Source organism: Parvularculales bacterium (assembly GCA_036881865.1).
In the GTDB taxonomy this organism is placed as follows: domain Bacteria; phylum Pseudomonadota; class Alphaproteobacteria; order JAPOUT01; family JBAJNM01; genus JBAJNM01.
In genome coordinates, this window is sequence record JBAJNM010000044.1 from 1 (window position 1) to 15,822 (window position 15,822).

Sequence of the window (15,822 nt, forward strand, 5' to 3'; positions counted from 1 at the left end):
AGGGCTCATGGCGAATATCAAGCTGCCATTTCAGGATCAGATCCCAGCCATCGCGGCAGGCCGAAGGTGAGCCGGGCAGGGCAAAAATATAGGTCCCCCCGGCGACCCCGCCAATGGCGCGGCTCTGCAGGGCGGAGGTGCCGATCTTTTCCATGCTCAGCCAGCGAAACATCTCGCCGAACCCCTCGATTTCCTTATCGAAAACAGCCTTCAGCGCTTCCGGCGTCACATCGCGCCCCGTAACGCCGGTGCCGCCGGTCGTCAGGATACAGTCAATCCCGGGATCATCTATCCAGCCCCGCAGGGCCGCCTGGATCTCGGCGATGTCATCACGGACAATCGTCCGGGCTGCCAGATGGTGTCCCGCTGACGTCAGCCGTTCGGCAAGAACATCCCCCGATTTGTCATCAGCCGCACTGCGGGTGTCGGACACTGTCATCACCGCTATGCCGACAGGAACGAACTCGATCTTGTCGCTGAGTTTTTTACTCATGGGAACCATGCCTCTCAAAGTTGCCGGGCTCAGGGTTGCCGACTCAGGGTTGCCGACTCAGGGTTGCCGGCTCAGGGTTGCCGGCTCAGGGTTGCTGGGCGCAACGTTCCGAAAGCATGGTGAGATCGCAGGTCTGGCCATGGAGGTGAAAATCAACAGGAGGATTCTGCCCTTCACCTGCGGCGATCAGGCCCAGCGCTTCACCGTCCCTGCCGAGGCGTTTGCGGTAGATCCAGTAGTTGGTCAACACATTCTTCACATAAAACCGTGTCTCCCGCGACGGCAGACTTTCGAGCAACATCAGAATGTCCCCGCCATGATCAACCTTGCGCGACCATTTCTTAAGATTGCCCGGCCCGCCATTATAAGCTGCCAGGAGGCGGACAAAATCACCGCTTACAATATCCTCTTTAAAAAGATGCAGAATATAGGCCTCACCAAGCCGGATATTGATCTCGGGATTCATCAGATCATGTCTGCGCGAGCCGCGATAGCGGCGGTCACGGGCAATGAACGCCGCTGTGGCGGGCATCAGCTGCATCAATCCGCTGGCCTTGGCACTGGACTGGGCCCGGGGGTTGAAACCCGATTCCTGCCGCATCACCGCCAGCAGAAGCGCCTGATCAACGCGGATCGGCTCTTCGGTCTCGAAGTCGGGGATCGGATAGAGTGCCGCATACCAGTGCTGATCTTTCTCCTGGAGCAGAATATCCGCCGCTCGAAATGAAAGCCCGGCCATGTGCGTTCTGGCGGCCAGCACCATGGTCTGCTCACGCTGCCCGGAATTCATTTCATCCCAGAGATAACGCAGCTCGCGGCTTGCATGATAGGTCTCGCCCACCTGCAAAAGGGCAAAAGCGCGCCGCCCCCCCGGGATGCTGTTGAGCCAGCTTATGTATTCCTCGTTCAATCGCGGCAGATTGAAATCAAGGGTGATGTCCTGCCCCAGAACTTCGGCCGCAAGCATGCCGTAGAAGCTGTCTTGTGTTTTTGCGGCGATTTCAAGAAAGCGGAAGGAGGCATCGACCTCGCCGTGCTGCAGCGCCCCCCGTGATGCCCAGAAAGCCCCGGCGCTGATCAGATAAGACGGGGCGCCAGTTGCCTCGGCAAGGGGGCGGAAAAACGTCATCGCCTTCTTAACGTTACCATCCCGCCAGGCGGCTATCCCCGCAGTCCAGTAGGCTTGCGGGACGCCCTCTCCTGCAAGAGCAATCGCTTTTTCGCCCTGCTCAATAGCTTCAGGATCCTTGCCGTAGATGAAATAGCCGTGGGCAATATCGGCACGCAGCACGGCCTCTTCATATTTGGTCAGATAGCGAAGATTGCTCTTGGTAAGCAGCTGAAGTGCGCCTGTGGGCCAGCCGGAACGGATTCTGTAACGGGCATCTCTGGCGATTTTCCTTGTCTTGACAGGTGAGGCCCGGTTCTTCTTCGATGCCGGAATGGCGACATAGGAGCCGCCTGTCCGGAGGCGGCCGTAACCGTTAAGATAGCCGCTCTTGGGCCGTTTCACGGCTTTCGCATTGGCCGGGCGGCGATTATTCGCCAGCCGGGCGATACGCGTGGCGGCGGGATGGTCATTATATTCCTCCAGCCAGTCCCGCAATTGCTTGTAGCTCGTCCGGCCGCTCTCAGGGTGCAGATAGAGTTCCGAGAGAACACGGCCCAGCAAAAGATCGCTCTCAAGCGTGCTGACCAGCCGATCCGCCTCCTTCCATTTTTTTTGTCGAAGAAGGTCGAAAATCTGCCGGTAACGGCCAGCATCATCGGCGCTCAGCGGAGCCGGCAGGCCGTGCGGGGCGTGCTGGAACGGCACGGTATCCGCCATGACACCGGATGCGCCAAACGGGACACCAAACGGCACCGAAAACACGATCAATACTGCAATCTGAGCAAGCCTTAGCCGCATCATCAGCCCTTTTGTTGTGGCCCCCAAGGAAGACCCGGGGATTTTAACAAACCGGCAAAAACAATCAAGACTTTTACACACTAATCGGCATCCTAAGCTCAGACTTTGAGCCAGCCATGCCCCTGCGAAGATTTCCGGATAAACTCCACAAGGGTTTGAATGCGCAGGCCGGAACGGAAATTGAAGGGCTCGCCTCCATCGCCGTTGACCGCGCCCAGAAAGCCCGCAACCTCGATGGCCTTCAGATCGTTAAAGCCGATCTGGTGACCCGGAGCGACGCAGAACTGCCCGTAGGGGTGATGTTCCGGCGCCGCTTCAATGCGGCGGAATCCCTGACGGCCCCGGGCATCGGCAGCCGAATAATAATGCAGCTCATTAAACCGCTCCTGGCTGAAGGCAAGGGCGCCTTTTGAGCCGTAAATCTCGAAATCATGCTGCATTTTGCGCCCCATAGCGATCCAGTTTCCCTCGATTGACCCGCTGGCCCCGTTGGCGAACCGTAAAAAGGCGCGGCCGATATCATCAACCTCCACCGCCCTGCGGCCGCCCTTGCCGTCATCGCGCTCGCCGATAACCGTGATGCGGTCCCCCAGAACTTCGCTGACCGGACCCAGCAGAAATTCAGCCGTCGCCAGAACATGACTGCCGAGATCGGCCAGAGCGCCGCCGCCGGCCGCATCGTGCCGGAATGTGCAGGGGGCGCCCTCGTCCGCCATATAATCCTCGGCATGGATGCCGCGGAAACTACGGATCTCCCCCAGCTCGCCCGCATCGATCATCTCGCGCGCCAGAACGAACATCGGATTGCAGAGATAGTTGAAACCCACTTGAGTTTTGATGCCGGCGCCCTCCGCCGCATCGGCCATCTCGGCAGCATCCTTCGCAAGAGGAGCAAGAGGCTTTTCGCAATAGACGTGCTTGCCGGCGGCAATGGCGGCCAGCGACATCTCCTTATGCAGGGCGTTGGGCGCTGTAATCGAGACAATGTCTATTTCGGGATCGCCGGTGATGTCACGCCAGTCATCGGTGGCCTTCGAAAAGCCGAAGGAGCGGGCCGCATCGGCAGCAGCCTCAGCATTGATATCGGCAACGGTGTGCAATTCGGCCTCAACGGGCAGATCGAAAGCCCTTGCCGCATTGGCGAATCCGAATGCATGGGTCTTGCCCATGAATCCCGTGCCGATCAGCCCGACTTTGAGGCTAGGTTTGGAGGGGGACATCGATCTCCTCCCGGTTCACAATCAAAGCATGGTCCAGGGTGCCCGCAAAAAAATTGAGGATGTTCTCGGCGGACGAGACGGCCATGCGCTCGGCCGACTCCCGGGTCAGCCCGGCGATGTGCGGTGACAGCAGAACCTGATCGAAAGCGCCAAACGGATGTCCTTCGGGCAATGGCTCGCTTTTAAAAACATCCAGTCCGGCAGCCCCGATCTTGCCGTTTTTCAGGGCATTGATCAGAGCAGCCTCATCAATGATTCCGCCGCGTGCCGTGTTGACCAATACGGCGCCATCCTTCATCAGCGCGATCTCATCATCACCGATGAGAGGCTTCCCCTTATGGGGAAGCGAAAATGAAATCACATCGGCCCAGCCAAGACCTTCTTCGAGCGTCTCAAAGCCGGCCACATCACCTTCGGGCCAGCCGGCTTTCATCAGATAGGGGTCGTAGGCCCGAACCGCCATGCCAAATCCCGCCATCATCGCGGCAATATGCCGGCCGATCCTCCCGTATCCCGCCACAAGAAGATTCTGCCCGCGGAGGTCCCTTGATTCAAGATTGTTGCGCCAGTCCCAGGAGCCGGTACGCGTAGCGTTATCCCCGCGCAATGCGCGCTTGGTTGCCGCAAGAATCATCATCGCGGCATGTTCGGCAACAGCCGTCGAATTCACATCACCGCAAACGGCCAGCGCAATCCCCCTTGCATTCAGCGCATCCACATCAACCGCATCATAGCCGACCCCGTGACGCGATACGATGCGCAGACGGGAGGCTTTGTTTACCGTGGATTCCGTCATAGGCTGCGTGCGCAGCAGAACGGCTTCGGCATTGCCGATTTCGGCGGCAAGACTCTCCTCGGACACATCGGGGATGTAGGTCACCGTCATCTCATCGGCGGCATCAAGGAGGGCGCAGCCGGAAGGGTGAAGCAGCCCTGTGACAAGCACATGGGGCATCAGTAGACTTCCCCGCCCGTATCCGCATTTTTGGAATCTGCGCTTTTGACGTCTGTGCCGGTAAGCTCGCGAAAGCGACTGATGCTCGCCGCCGCCGCCGCCGTAAGCATGCGGCTGTCGCCGGAGACGTTGGTGAGACTGTAGCCCCATCCGATTGCCCTTGCGGCATATTCAGGGGTCAGGCAATGAATGCAGGCCTGGATCCCGGATTTTTTGCAAACCTCCGCAATCCATTTGATCAGCTCAATCATCTCGTCCTCTTCGCGGTCAAGCCCCGGCGGCAGACGCCCCTGCTGTGTCCCGAGGGTCAGATCGGCAGGTCCGACATAGATCCCGTCGAGACCGGGAGTTGCGGCAATGTCCTCAAGATTCGCGACACCCTCGGCGGTCTCGATCATGGCAAGCGCAACAATCTCATCATTCATGGCGGGACCGTATCCCGGCATGGCGACATTGGCGCGTGTCGGACCGAAACTGCGCTGACCCTGCGGGGGATAGCGCAGGGCGCTGACAAATTCGGCGGCCTGCCCGGCATTGTTGATCATGGGGCATATGATGTTGAGCGCCCCCGCATCAAGTACCTTCATAATGATTGCCGGATCAAGCCAGGGCACACGCGCCCCAATGGTCACGCCCGAAGCCCGCATGGCCTGAATCATCGGCAACGCATCGGAATAATCAAGGGCACCGTGCTGCATGTCGATAACGACCGCATCATAGCCCTGTGCCGCCATGATCTCGGCCGTGAACGAATTTCCTATAGAGCACCAGCCCTGAAGAACCGGCTTGCCCTCGGACCAAAGTTTTTTGACTTTGTTTTTGCTCATAGCCATCTCCTCATCGCCGCACCTTAAAACACAATCCGGGCAAGAGAAGCCGCATCGACGGCTTTTTGCGTATTGCCCTTTGATGCCGCGGCAACTTTGCCCGTCACTTTTTCCGGCGCTTTTTCCGTCACCGGGGACAGCACCTCTGCAGTCCGCTCGCCCTTGATCCGGGAGCCGCCGATGAAAAGTCCGGGTTGATCATACATCGCTTATCCCATCTCGCTGGTTTTGATAACCCGGCCTTCGGCTATGGATTTGAAACAGGCATCGGCCAGAAGAAGCGCCAGCCGTCCGTCTTCAAATCCCACGGGCACCGGCGCCGTGCCCTCAATCGCATCGACGAAATGGTCGATCTCGGCATTGAAGGCCTCGCGGTAGCGCTCAATGAAGAAATGCTGAAGCGGTGCGGAAACACCCGTTGATTCTTTGAGATGCTTGGTCATCAGATGATCGCGCCGGTTCTCCGAGATCAGCATTCCCCCGGAGCCGAACAGCTCAACCCGCTGATCATACCCGTAGGCGGCCTCACGGGAATTCGTGATCACCGCCTGCCGGCCGCTTTTTGTTGTCAACGTGACCACGACAGTGTCGTAATCGTCGCACTTCTTCATCAACGCAGGATCAACCAGACGCGATCCGGTCGCCATCACGCCGCTGACCTCTTCGCCGAGCATAAATCGCGCAAGATCAAGATCATGGATGGTCATGTCCCGGAAAATACCCCCTGAAGATTCGACATACCCGTCAGAAGCCATGCCCGGATCCCGGGATGTGATGATGACCTGGTGCAACTCCCCGATCTCGCCATCACTGGCGGCTTTTTGTGCTGCGGCATGTCCCGGATCGAAGCGGCGGACGAAACCCAGCATGATCGGAACATCACTCCCTTTTATGCGCTTTTGAAGCTCATTCACCCTTTCAAGGGACAAGTCGATCGGCTTCTCGCAAAGCACGGGTTTTCCCGCTTTCACTGTCGCTTCGAGATAGTCGACATGGGTGGATGTCGGGGTTGCGATCAGGACGGCATCCACCATATCGCTTGCGATCGCATCTTCGGCTGACGGAAAGTTTTGAACGCCATGCCGGCCGGAGACCTCTTCTGCGGACGGCGCGTGCACATCGAAGACGCCGGCCAGCTCCACTCGCGGATGTGACGCAATATTATCGGCATGCATGCTGCCGATACGGCCGCATCCGAGCACGGAAACCCTTGGCATAATGTCCTCCTAATTTTCTTCTGATTTTCTTCTTGCAATGATCATTGCAAAAGACTTTCATTGTCAATGATCATTTAAATGCGTGTTATGACTTATCCGGGAGAAAAATATGGCTGCAAAATCGGCAACCATGACGATGGCGCAAGCCATGGTGCGTTACCTCTGCTCACAATACACCGAAATCGACGGCAAGAAAGTGCCGCTCTTCGCCGGCGTCTTTGGAATCTTCGGGCATGGGAATGTCACCTGTCTGGGGGAAGCCCTGCAGCGGGTGCAGGACCGGCTGCCGACCTGGCGCGGTCAGAATGAACAATCCATGGCCTTGGCGGCGATTGCCTATGCCAAGGCAAAGAGGCGCAGGCAGATCATGATCGCCACGTCCTCCGTCGGCCCCGGTGCCACGAACATGGTTACGGCGGCCGCCGTCGCTCACGCCAACCGGTTGCCTGTCCTCCTGCTGTCCGGAGACACTTATGTGAACCGTCTGCCCGATCCGGTTCTGCAACAGGTCGAGCATTTCGGCGATCCCTCGATCACGGTAAATGACAGCTTCAGGGCGGTGACGCGATATTGGGACAGAATTACCCATCCCGCACAGATAATCCATTCACTCCCGCATGCCATTGCGACAATGCTTGATCCCGCCGAATGCGGCCCCGCTTTCATCGGCATCCCGCAGGATACTCAAGAGCTGGCCTATGAATATCCCGAAGAATTCTTCGAGGAAAAAACCTGGAGGATCCCGCGTCCACGCCCTTCAATAGATCAGGTGTCGTCGGCAGTCGAAGTTCTGAAGTCGGCCAGGAAACCATTATTGATCTCGGGCGGTGGCGTCCGGTATTCCGGTGCCGAAGACGCCGTTGCCGCCTTTGCCGCAAAGCACGGCATACCAATGGCCGAAACCATCGCCGGCAAAGGCGCCGTCATTCACGACAACCCTTGCTATGTCGGCCCTATGGGCATTGAAGGCACCGAAGCGGCCCGTGAGCTTGCCGAGTCGGCTGACGTTGTGGTTGCCATCGGCACGAGGCTTCAGGATTTCACCACCGGCTCCTGGACGACTTTCCCCAGGGACGCCCGGTTTATCAACATTAACGCTGCCCGGTTTGATGCAACGAAGCACCGCGCATATCCCGTAGTCGGCGATGCCCTTGAGGCAATCTCCGATATCGGCGCCTTACTCGGCGACTGGGCCGCACCACAGGAACGAATGAAGGCCGCACAAAAATATTATGCCGGCTGGAACAAGCTCATTGACGAATGTCAGGCACCGACTAACCAGGAGGTGCCCAGCTACGCACAGGTCATCGGTGTTGTTCACAAGATGGCCAAGCCTGAAGACGTCATGGTCACTGCCGCAGGCGGCCTGCCGGGTGAGACGATCAAAAACTGGCGCTGCAAGACGCCTCACACGTTCGACTGCGAGTTCGGCTATTCCTGCATGGGGTATGAGATCTCCGGCGGCTGGGGTCATGCGATGGCTATGGGGGGAAAGGGAACCCCCATCGTCATGGTCGGTGACGGCTCCTATATGATGATGAATTCCGATATCCATTCCTCGGTGATTTCAGGGCACAAGATGATCGTTGTGGTTTGCGACAATGGCGGCTTCGCCGTGATCAACCGTCTGCAGACCGGAATGGGCGGCGAGGAATTCAACAATCTGCTCAAAGATTGCCGCGGCTCGGAGAAAAGCAACGTGCGCCGTGTCGAATTTGCCAGACATGCCGAAGCCATGGGAGCTCATGCACGGCACTGCGATAGTTTGGCCGATCTTAAGGAAGCGATGAAATGGGCACAGACCACGGATTCGACAACCGTGATCAGCATCGCAACGGAAGCCTATACCTGGACACCGGGAGGCGCCGACTGGTATGTCGGTGTACCTGAATCCAGTCCGCGTGAAAGCGTCCGGAAAGCCCGCAAGAACCAGGAAGCCTTTCGCAAGAAACAGCGGCTGGGAATATAGATGCCCATGTTGAAAGCCAAACTCGGCATAGCTCCCATTGCCTGCTGGAATGACGACCTTGAAGAGATGTCGGATGACGTTAGCCTGGAGGAGTGTCTGCGGCAGGCTTCGGATGCCGGGCTCACCGGCATGGAAACCGGCCGCAGGTTTCCGATGAATATGGATGAGTTGGGGCCGGTCCTGCAGAAGTTCGGCGTCATGGAAGTCGCAGGATACGAGGTGGTCGCATGAACAGGATCGACGGGAAAATAGCAATCGTCACAGGAGGCACGCAGGGTCTCGGGGCTGCGATAGCACACCTGTTTGCAAGCTCGGGTGCCGCAGGGGTCTGCATTGTCGGAAGGGGAAAGGAAAAGGGGCAACAACGCGCCAAGGACATTACCGCCGACACCGGAACCCCGGTTGAATTGATCACCGCAGATCTCGAAAAGATGAAAGATGTCCGGACCATTGTTCCGTCTGCCGACAAGTCGTTCGGCCGGGTCGATATTCTTGTCAACGCCGCCGGGCTTACCGACCGCGGCAATCTCTTGAATACAAGTCCGGAACTCTTCGATGCCATGTTTGCCGTCAATACGCGTGCACCCTTTTTCCTCATGCAGGACGCCATCAAAGTGATGGAACGCGAAGGCACCGGCGGGCGGATCGTCAATATCGGCTCGACATCATCCCGAGCGGGTCAGCCTTTCCTCGCGCCCTATTGCGCATCCAAGGCCGCCCTGGCGAACCTGACGCGCAATGCGGGGTATTCCCTCATGCGAAACCGCATCCACGTCAACCAGCTCGATATCGGCTGGATGGCCTCCGATCACGAACGCCAGTTGCAACTCGAAGAGTCGGGTGATCCGGACTGGGAAAAAAAGGCAAACGAAGGTCTGCCCTTTGGCCGTCTGATCGACCCCGTTGAGGTTGCCCGTGCCGTCTTATTTCTGGCTTCAGATGACGCCGGAATAATGACGGGGTCCGTTATCCACTATGACCAGTCGGTCTGGGGCGGCTATGACGGTCAGGCCCCCGGCCCGGCAGAGAAACTGTCCGAAAAGTGAGCGTGCGCATCGCCATAAAACCTGTTCTGTATGAAAAGCCGCCGACCCCGCGGCAAAAGAATGCCTTGATACGGAAACCCGACAAACGATTAAAATTTCTGAAAGACCAAAGCTCTATGATGAACAGGTGAATATACAAATTTTGTGACATTCGCAGTTCAAATCTCACTGGCAGCAACGTCATGTTAATATTGAACAATTTGCAGTAACAGATTGGAGATTTTTGTTTATTCTTGAATAAAATACGGGAAACAGATAGAAAGGTATTGGGAGGAAATATTTGTGAGTCTGTTAAAGCTCGAAAACATTTCCAAAAGTTTTGGTGCAATTCATGCACTGCAGGGTGTGGACCTGTCGATCTCGCCGGGCGAGGCTGTGGGTCTGATGGGCGATAATGGCGCCGGCAAATCAACGCTGGTGAAAATCGTCGCAGGGAATTTCCCGCCGACAGACGGCACGATCAACATTGATGGCAGTCCCGTAGAATTTTCCAAACCCATAGATGCACGCGAAGCCGGTATTGAAATCGTCTATCAGGATCTCGCACTGTGCGACAACCTGACGGCCGGCGCCAATGTCTTCCTCGGCCGTGAGTTGAAAAAGAAAATCGGTCCGTTTTCGATGCTTGACCACACAACAATGTACAGGAAAGCTGGCGAGCTTTTTACTGAACTGAAGTCCGAAACACGGCCGCGTGATCTCGTCCGGAAAATGTCGGGCGGACAACGACAGGCGGTAGCCATAGCGCGTACACGGCTAAGCGATCCCAAGCTGGTTTTAATGGACGAGCCGACAGCCGCGATTTCAGTCCGTCAGGTCAAAGAGGTGCTGGCCCTTATACACCGGCTAAAGGACACGGGGCACGCCGTCATTCTGGTCTCCCACAGGATGCCCGACGTATTCGAGGTCTGCGACCGCGTGGCCGTATTGCGTCGCGGCATTAAGGTTGCGGACAAAAAAATCAGTAAGACATCACCGGAAGAGGTTACCGGGCTAATCATCGGAGCGATTGAAGCCGCATGAACAAAAAGAAACAAAAAACCCAGAAAGACCACGCTGTCATTGACGACAGCATCACCCTCCGCCGTGAGGTGTCGGGATTTGCAGCGATACTCAGAACCCAGCCCTTTTGGGTTTTCGTGGCCCTGCTCACTCTGGCTTTCATCATGAGCTTCGTCTCGGACGCTTTCTTTACCGAACGCAACATTTTTAACATTACCCGCAATATGGCCTTTTTCGGCATTATGGCCCTGGGCATGTCTGCGGTCATCTGCACAGCGGGCATCGATCTCAGCGTGGGTTCTCTTGTCGGTCTTTCCGGTATTGTCACCGGACTCATTATGCAGGCCGGCTTCGGTATAGAGCTTGGCTTTCTGGGCTGCATGTCAGTCGCCGCTCTCGTCGGGCTTGTGAACGGCTATCTGATCGCCTATCTCAGAATGCCGCCGTTTGTGGTCACACTCGGTATGCTGTCGGTTGTCGTATCACTGGCAAGGGTAGTCTCAAACAACCAGATGATCTGGATGTTCGGACCGGACCAGGAACTTTTTGAGTGGATCGGCGGCGAAAGCGTCCTTGGCGTACCCAACGTGGTTTGGGTTCTGGGAATCCTGACCGCCATATTCTGGTGGATATGGCGCTATACGACATGGGGCCGCTGGGTGATTGCCATCGGTGGAAATTCCAATGCGGCAAGACTTGCAGGGATTCCGGTGGAGCGTGTCATCGTCTCGGTTTATGTCGTCTGCTCGCTTTGCGCCGGTCTCGCAGCATTTATGTTCGTAGGCTATACGGGCTCGGTGACCAATGGGATGGGCTTTACGTGGGAGCTTACGGTCATTGCGGCAACCGTGATCGGCGGCGCCAACCTTCTCGGCGGGATTGTCTTTGCCGTTGGCGCTCCGATCGGGGCGGCCTTGATTGAACTTATACGAAATTCGCTGCTACTCGCAGGCATCCCTGCACTCTGGCAGCAATTTTTTGTGGGATTGTTCCTCATTATCGCAGTTTTATTGGAACAAATCCGCAATCGAGGGGGGAAGTAACCCCCAATACCAAGTCTTCATTAAACCTAGAGGAGGAAAACATGAAGAAGTTACTTACCACTACACTAATCGCCCTGATGGCGATGTCCGGGGCGGCTTTGGCCGACCAGACATTTGCTCTCGTGCCAAAAGCGATGAACAACCCGTTCTTCGACCTTGCTCGTGACGGCTGTTATAAGGCTCAGGATGAACTTGATGATGTAACTTGCGAATATATCGGACCAGGGGAGCACACTGAGCTTGAACAGATCCAGATCGTACAAGACCTTATCACAAAGGGAGTTGACGGTATCGCTGTAGCACCTTCAAACGCTCCGGCAATGGCCAAGGTTCTGAGGAGTGCTAAAAAAGCCGGTATTCCCGTGATCACATGGGATTCAGACCTGCTTCCCGACGATGTCGGTCTGCGGACAACTTACGTTGGCACCAACAACTACGATATTGGTGTCAACCTCGCAAAGCTGGTTAAGGCTCGTCACCCTAAGGGCGGCACAATTTGCCTTCAAACAGGTGGTGCGGCTGCCGCAAACCATAACGAGCGTCTGAAGGGTGCACGTGATACGCTGTCCGGCAAGGACACCGGCACGCCTCCCGGTAAGGCACTGTCAGGCGAGGGAGGCTGGACTGAAATCTCCGGTTGCCCGTTAATCACAAACGACGACGGTAACGTCGCAGTTCAGGGCATGTCGGACATTCTGGCCGCCAATTCCAACCTGACGGCATTTCTTTCCACGGGTGCATTCACCCAGTGGTTCGACAATGCATATCGTAAGGCCGTTGCCCCTTACAAGGCAAAAATGGATTCAGGCGACCTGACTATCGTTGTGGCCGACACGCTACCCATGCAGCTTGAACAGACCAAAGACGGGCTGGGCAACGGCCTGGTTGGTCAGCGTCCATACGAAATGGGTTATAAGTCAATGTTCATTCTGAAGGACATTGTTGCTGGTAAAACGGTTAAAAGCCCGATTTACACTGGCCTGGACGTTTGTGACAATAAAAATATAGACACCTGTGTTCAGTAAAACATAGTTGTAAAAATTTATGGGCGGCACGGGTCTTTCGTTGTCGCCCATTTTCTTTATCAGGAGGTAAGAGATGACGCATCCGGTCTTAACCAAAGGAGCTGTTGCAGTAATCACCGGCGCCGCTTCAGGCATTGGTCTTGCGACAGCGCAGGCACTGTCCAAACGCGGGATGAGCATTGTATTGGCAGATCTGGACATGCCAAGGCTGGAAAAAGCTGCAGATACTCTTGACGGCCCGGTTCTCTGCCGGGCCATGGATGTCGCCGATGAGAGCGCCGTGGAGGCGCTGGCCGAGGCGAGCCATTCAGAGTTCGGACATGTTGATCTGTTGATGAACAATGCCGCAACCCGCGTGGCCGGAGGAGATAATGAGACGCTTGAAAACTGGCGCCGCACAATGGATGTCAACTTTTGGGCTGCCGTTCTCGCCGAAAGGTCTTTTCTGCCGCGCATGACAGACTCGGGCCGCCCGGGAATCATTCTCAATACCGGCTCCAAACAGGGCATTACCAATCCCCCCGGCAATATTATCTACAATGTGACCAAGTCAGCACTCAAAACCTACACCGAGCAGCTTGAGCATAAACTTCGAAATACCCCGGACTGCCGGATTACAGCCCATCTTCTGGTCCCCGGCTTCACACTCACCGGTCCGCACCCGAAAACCGATCCCGGCGGCTGGTCTCCGCAGGAGCTGGTAGAATATATGTTGCCGCGTCTCGATCGCGGGGATTTTTATATCATCTGCCCGGACAACGAAGTCACATCCGAGATGGATGCAAAACGGATTGCCTGGTCGGCCGAAGATATCATCGAAAACCGCCCGGCCCTATCCCGCTGGCATCCCGACTGGACTGAAAAGTTCAATCAGTCATGATCGATGCCCACCATCACTTCTGGCATCCGTCCCGAGGCGATTACGGATGGATGCCGCCCGATGATCCGGTACTGACGCGCCCTTATGGCCCTGCTGATCTGGCGGGTGGTCTGGCCGCAACCGGAGTGCAGAAAACCGTGCTGGTTCAAGCGGCACCAAGCGTTGAAGAAACCGAATATATGCTGGGCATCGCAGATTCAACGCCGACTGTGGCAAAAGTGGTTGGCTGGATTAATTTTGAGGATAAGGGACAGCGGAGTATTTTAGAACGGCTGGCCCGGCATCCAAAATTTTCAGGTGTGCGCCCGATGATTCAGGATATCGCTGATGACGGCTGGATGCTTCGCGATGACATCCAATGGGCGTATGAAGCCCTGATTGATCTGGACCTCACATTCGATTGCCTGGGATTTCCACGGCATTTGACTTACTTTCATGAGTTGCTCACACGCTATCCAAAAATGCGGGCGGTTCTTGATCACTCCATGAAGCCTCAGCTCCGCTCACACTCCGATGAAAATTTAAAAATCTGGTCAGAAGGTATGTCGGCACTGGCCAATGACACGGAAGCATGCTGCAAGCTATCCGGCCTTGTGACCGAAGCGGAAGAAGACTGCTCAGACCTCGTGTTGAAGCCCTACACTGACCATGTTATAAGCAGTTTCGGCCCCGAACGCGTCATGTGGGGTTCAGACTGGCCGGTTTCAAGGCTTCGGTGTGAATACTCCGACTGGTTCAAACAAGCCCGGCGCCTGACCGAAAACATCGGCACCGAAGCTCAGGAGAAAATTTTCTCCATGACGGCCAGGAAATTTTATCGCATCGAAAAAGGAGGCTAACGATGGATTTTGCGAACTACCCAAGCTTGAATGGCAAGACCGTGTTTGTGACCGGGGGAGCGTCGGGCATTGGCGCCGAAATCGTCAAGGCCTTCGCCGATCAGGGAGCAAAAGTTGGATTTTTGGATCTGGATGAAGCCTCAAGCGCGAAACTCGCAGAGAAGACGACCGGCAAGATAGAGTTTGAAACTTGCGACCTCCGCGACATTGACGGATTGCGCGCCGGACTCTCCAAGCTTCAGGACCTTCTGGGACCGGCTCAGGTTCTGGTCAATAACGCAGCTCGAGACGACAGGCACGACTGGAAGGACGTGACGCCCGAATACTGGGATGAACGCATGGCGACCAACCTGCGCCACATGTTTTTTGCAATTCAGGCCGTGGCCCCTGAAATGATAAAAGCCGGCGGGGGAGCCATCGTCAATATGGGCTCCAACTCCTGGTGGGAAGCCGGCGGCGGATTCCCGGCCTATGCAACGGCAAAGTCGGCGGTCCACGGCCTCACACGCACTATGGCGCGCGACCTCGGGAAGCACCGCATACGGGTTAATACCGTAGTGCCCGGATGGATTATGACGGAACGCCAGAAAGAACTGTGGACGACACCGGAAGCGCTGGAGAATCACAGCAGACGCCAGTGCCTCCCCGATCTGATTGAGCCGGTCCATGTCGCACGAATGGTCGTGTTTCTGGCCTCCGACGACTCGGCAATGTGTACCGCCAATAACTACATGGTCGAAGCAGGTTCCATATAAAAAGGAGACAATCATGGAAAAGAAAAATATCGGTGATACCGGCCTTAGCGTAACGCCCCTGTGTTTAGGCACAGCGAGTCTGGGCAATATGCCCGACACCTACGGATACGAAGTCAGTGACAACCGTGCCCGGGAAACCCTCAATGCCATTTTTGATGGGCCGGTCAACTTTATCGATACCTCCAATAATTATGGTCTGGGCCGGTCGGAAGAGCGAATCGGTGCCGCCCTCCGCGAAAGAGGGGGATTGCCGGATGGTTTTGTTCTATCAACCAAAATTGACAGGGACATGGAAACAGGCCGGCTCGATGCTGTCCGGGTCAGGCAATCATTCGAGGAAAGCTTAACGCGGCTGGGCCTTGAAAGAGTACAGCTTCTGCACGTCCACGACCCGGAACATTGCCGTGATCTGAAAGAGATAACCGAAGAAGGCGGCGCTTTGGATGAATTATTTAAACTTAAAGAAGAGGGTCTCGCCGATGCCGTTGGTCTGGCCATGGGCAAGCTTGATGTCATGGAGCCAATTATACGCGAGAGACCTTTCGATGCGCTTATCAATCACAACCGGTGGACTGTGCTGAACCGCAGTGCCGATACGTTATTCACCGACGCATCCAAGCGCGGCATTGCGGTCCTCAATGC

17 protein-coding genes are annotated in these 15,822 nt (G+C 56.2%); 10 read left to right on the forward strand and 7 right to left on the reverse strand.

Translation table 11 applies throughout. The features are described 5' to 3' along the window. The 7 genes from moaB to iolG all read right to left on the reverse strand — a co-directional run. Positions 1 to 493, reverse strand: a 493-nt coding sequence (gene moaB / locus V6Z81_08615) for a molybdenum cofactor biosynthesis protein B (GenBank protein MEG9862526.1), incomplete at its 3' end; no start/stop codon positions are given. Between the two features lie 85 nt (positions 494 to 578). Further along, the gene (locus V6Z81_08620; GenBank protein ID MEG9862527.1) at positions 579 to 2,405 is read right to left on the reverse strand and encodes a lytic transglycosylase domain-containing protein; all 1,827 of its coding nucleotides are present in this window, start codon (positions 2,403 to 2,405) and stop codon (positions 579 to 581) included. Positions 2,406 to 2,500: 95 nt separating this feature from the next. Continuing rightward, entirely contained in the window at positions 2,501 to 3,622 is a 1,122-nt protein-coding gene (locus tag V6Z81_08625; protein ID MEG9862528.1) for a Gfo/Idh/MocA family oxidoreductase, read from the reverse strand. Further along, positions 3,603 to 4,577 carry a hydroxyacid dehydrogenase gene (locus V6Z81_08630; protein ID MEG9862529.1) on the reverse strand — a complete coding sequence of 325 codons (975 nt, stop codon included), beginning with the start codon at positions 4,575 to 4,577 and terminating at the stop codon, positions 3,603 to 3,605. The genes V6Z81_08625 and V6Z81_08630 overlap by 20 nt, the downstream gene beginning before the upstream one ends. After that, on the reverse strand, positions 4,577 to 5,404 hold the full coding sequence (locus V6Z81_08635; GenBank protein MEG9862530.1) for an aldolase/citrate lyase family protein: 828 nt from the start codon (positions 5,402 to 5,404) through the stop codon (positions 4,577 to 4,579). The genes V6Z81_08630 and V6Z81_08635 overlap by 1 nt, the downstream gene beginning before the upstream one ends. 23 nt (positions 5,405 to 5,427) lie before the next feature. Continuing rightward, positions 5,428 to 5,610 (reverse strand): hypothetical protein, encoded by a 183-nt coding sequence (locus V6Z81_08640; GenBank protein ID MEG9862531.1) that lies wholly within the window; start codon positions 5,608 to 5,610, stop codon positions 5,428 to 5,430. A 3-nt stretch (positions 5,611 to 5,613) separates the two neighbouring features. Continuing rightward, positions 5,614 to 6,621 carry an inositol 2-dehydrogenase gene (gene iolG, locus V6Z81_08645; GenBank protein ID MEG9862532.1) on the reverse strand — a complete coding sequence of 336 codons (1,008 nt, stop codon included), beginning with the start codon at positions 6,619 to 6,621 and terminating at the stop codon, positions 5,614 to 5,616. A gap of 109 nt (positions 6,622 to 6,730) precedes the next feature. Between iolG and iolD the strand changes: the two genes are divergently transcribed. From iolD to V6Z81_08695, 10 genes are all read left to right on the forward strand, one after another. After that, positions 6,731 to 8,590, forward strand: a complete 1,860-nt coding sequence (gene iolD, locus V6Z81_08650; GenBank protein ID MEG9862533.1) for a 3D-(3,5/4)-trihydroxycyclohexane-1,2-dione acylhydrolase (decyclizing) — start codon at positions 6,731 to 6,733, stop codon at positions 8,588 to 8,590. Positions 8,591 to 8,596: 6 nt separating this feature from the next. Then, a complete protein-coding gene (locus tag V6Z81_08655; GenBank protein ID MEG9862534.1) occupies positions 8,597 to 8,821 on the forward strand; it encodes a hypothetical protein in 225 nt (74 codons plus the stop codon). Then, entirely contained in the window at positions 8,818 to 9,636 is an 819-nt protein-coding gene (locus tag V6Z81_08660) for an SDR family oxidoreductase (protein ID MEG9862535.1), read from the forward strand. Before V6Z81_08655 ends, V6Z81_08660 begins: the two co-directional genes overlap by 4 nt. A 282-nt stretch (positions 9,637 to 9,918) precedes the next feature. Next, on the forward strand, positions 9,919 to 10,659 hold the full coding sequence (locus tag V6Z81_08665) for an ATP-binding cassette domain-containing protein (protein ID MEG9862536.1): 741 nt from the start codon (positions 9,919 to 9,921) through the stop codon (positions 10,657 to 10,659). Beyond that, a complete protein-coding gene (locus tag V6Z81_08670) occupies positions 10,656 to 11,681 on the forward strand; it encodes an ABC transporter permease (protein ID MEG9862537.1) in 1,026 nt (341 codons plus the stop codon). The genes V6Z81_08665 and V6Z81_08670 overlap by 4 nt, the downstream gene beginning before the upstream one ends. A 41-nt stretch (positions 11,682 to 11,722) precedes the next feature. Next, entirely contained in the window at positions 11,723 to 12,706 is a 984-nt protein-coding gene (locus V6Z81_08675) for a sugar-binding protein (protein MEG9862538.1), read from the forward strand. A 73-nt stretch (positions 12,707 to 12,779) separates the two neighbouring features. Further along, positions 12,780 to 13,586 carry an SDR family NAD(P)-dependent oxidoreductase gene (locus tag V6Z81_08680; GenBank protein MEG9862539.1) on the forward strand — a complete coding sequence of 269 codons (807 nt, stop codon included), beginning with the start codon at positions 12,780 to 12,782 and terminating at the stop codon, positions 13,584 to 13,586. Continuing rightward, positions 13,583 to 14,425, forward strand: a complete 843-nt coding sequence (locus V6Z81_08685; GenBank protein ID MEG9862540.1) for an amidohydrolase family protein — start codon at positions 13,583 to 13,585, stop codon at positions 14,423 to 14,425. Before V6Z81_08680 ends, V6Z81_08685 begins: the two co-directional genes overlap by 4 nt. Positions 14,426 to 14,427: 2 nt before the next feature. Beyond that, positions 14,428 to 15,180: an SDR family oxidoreductase gene (locus V6Z81_08690; GenBank protein MEG9862541.1), complete on the forward strand. Its 753-nt coding sequence runs from the start codon at positions 14,428 to 14,430 to the stop codon at positions 15,178 to 15,180. 13 nt (positions 15,181 to 15,193) lie between these two features. Then, positions 15,194 to 15,822 (forward strand): aldo/keto reductase (locus V6Z81_08695; GenBank protein ID MEG9862542.1); only part of this gene is annotated, 629 nt, incomplete at its 3' end.

Coding starts and splice junctions, on each gene's coding strand:
- V6Z81_08620 (MEG9862527.1), bottom strand. CDS start 2,405: ATGATGCGGCTAAGGCTTGCTCAGATTGCAGTATTGATCGTGTTTTCG.
- V6Z81_08635 (MEG9862530.1), bottom strand. CDS start 5,404: ATGAGCAAAAACAAAGTCAAAAAACTTTGGTCCGAGGGCAAGCCGGTT.
- V6Z81_08690 (MEG9862541.1), top strand. CDS start 14,428: ATGGATTTTGCGAACTACCCAAGCTTGAATGGCAAGACCGTGTTTGTG.
- V6Z81_08630 (MEG9862529.1), bottom strand. CDS start 4,577: ATGCCCCATGTGCTTGTCACAGGGCTGCTTCACCCTTCCGGCTGCGCC.
- V6Z81_08640 (MEG9862531.1), bottom strand. CDS start 5,610: ATGTATGATCAACCCGGACTTTTCATCGGCGGCTCCCGGATCAAGGGC.
- iolD (MEG9862533.1), top strand. CDS start 6,731: ATGGCTGCAAAATCGGCAACCATGACGATGGCGCAAGCCATGGTGCGT.
- V6Z81_08680 (MEG9862539.1), top strand. CDS start 12,780: ATGACGCATCCGGTCTTAACCAAAGGAGCTGTTGCAGTAATCACCGGC.
- V6Z81_08655 (MEG9862534.1), top strand. CDS start 8,597: ATGTTGAAAGCCAAACTCGGCATAGCTCCCATTGCCTGCTGGAATGAC.
- iolG (MEG9862532.1), bottom strand. CDS start 6,621: ATGCCAAGGGTTTCCGTGCTCGGATGCGGCCGTATCGGCAGCATGCAT.
- V6Z81_08625 (MEG9862528.1), bottom strand. CDS start 3,622: ATGTCCCCCTCCAAACCTAGCCTCAAAGTCGGGCTGATCGGCACGGGA.
- V6Z81_08670 (MEG9862537.1), top strand. CDS start 10,656: ATGAACAAAAAGAAACAAAAAACCCAGAAAGACCACGCTGTCATTGAC.
- V6Z81_08685 (MEG9862540.1), top strand. CDS start 13,583: ATGATCGATGCCCACCATCACTTCTGGCATCCGTCCCGAGGCGATTAC.
- V6Z81_08660 (MEG9862535.1), top strand. CDS start 8,818: ATGAACAGGATCGACGGGAAAATAGCAATCGTCACAGGAGGCACGCAG.
- V6Z81_08675 (MEG9862538.1), top strand. CDS start 11,723: ATGAAGAAGTTACTTACCACTACACTAATCGCCCTGATGGCGATGTCC.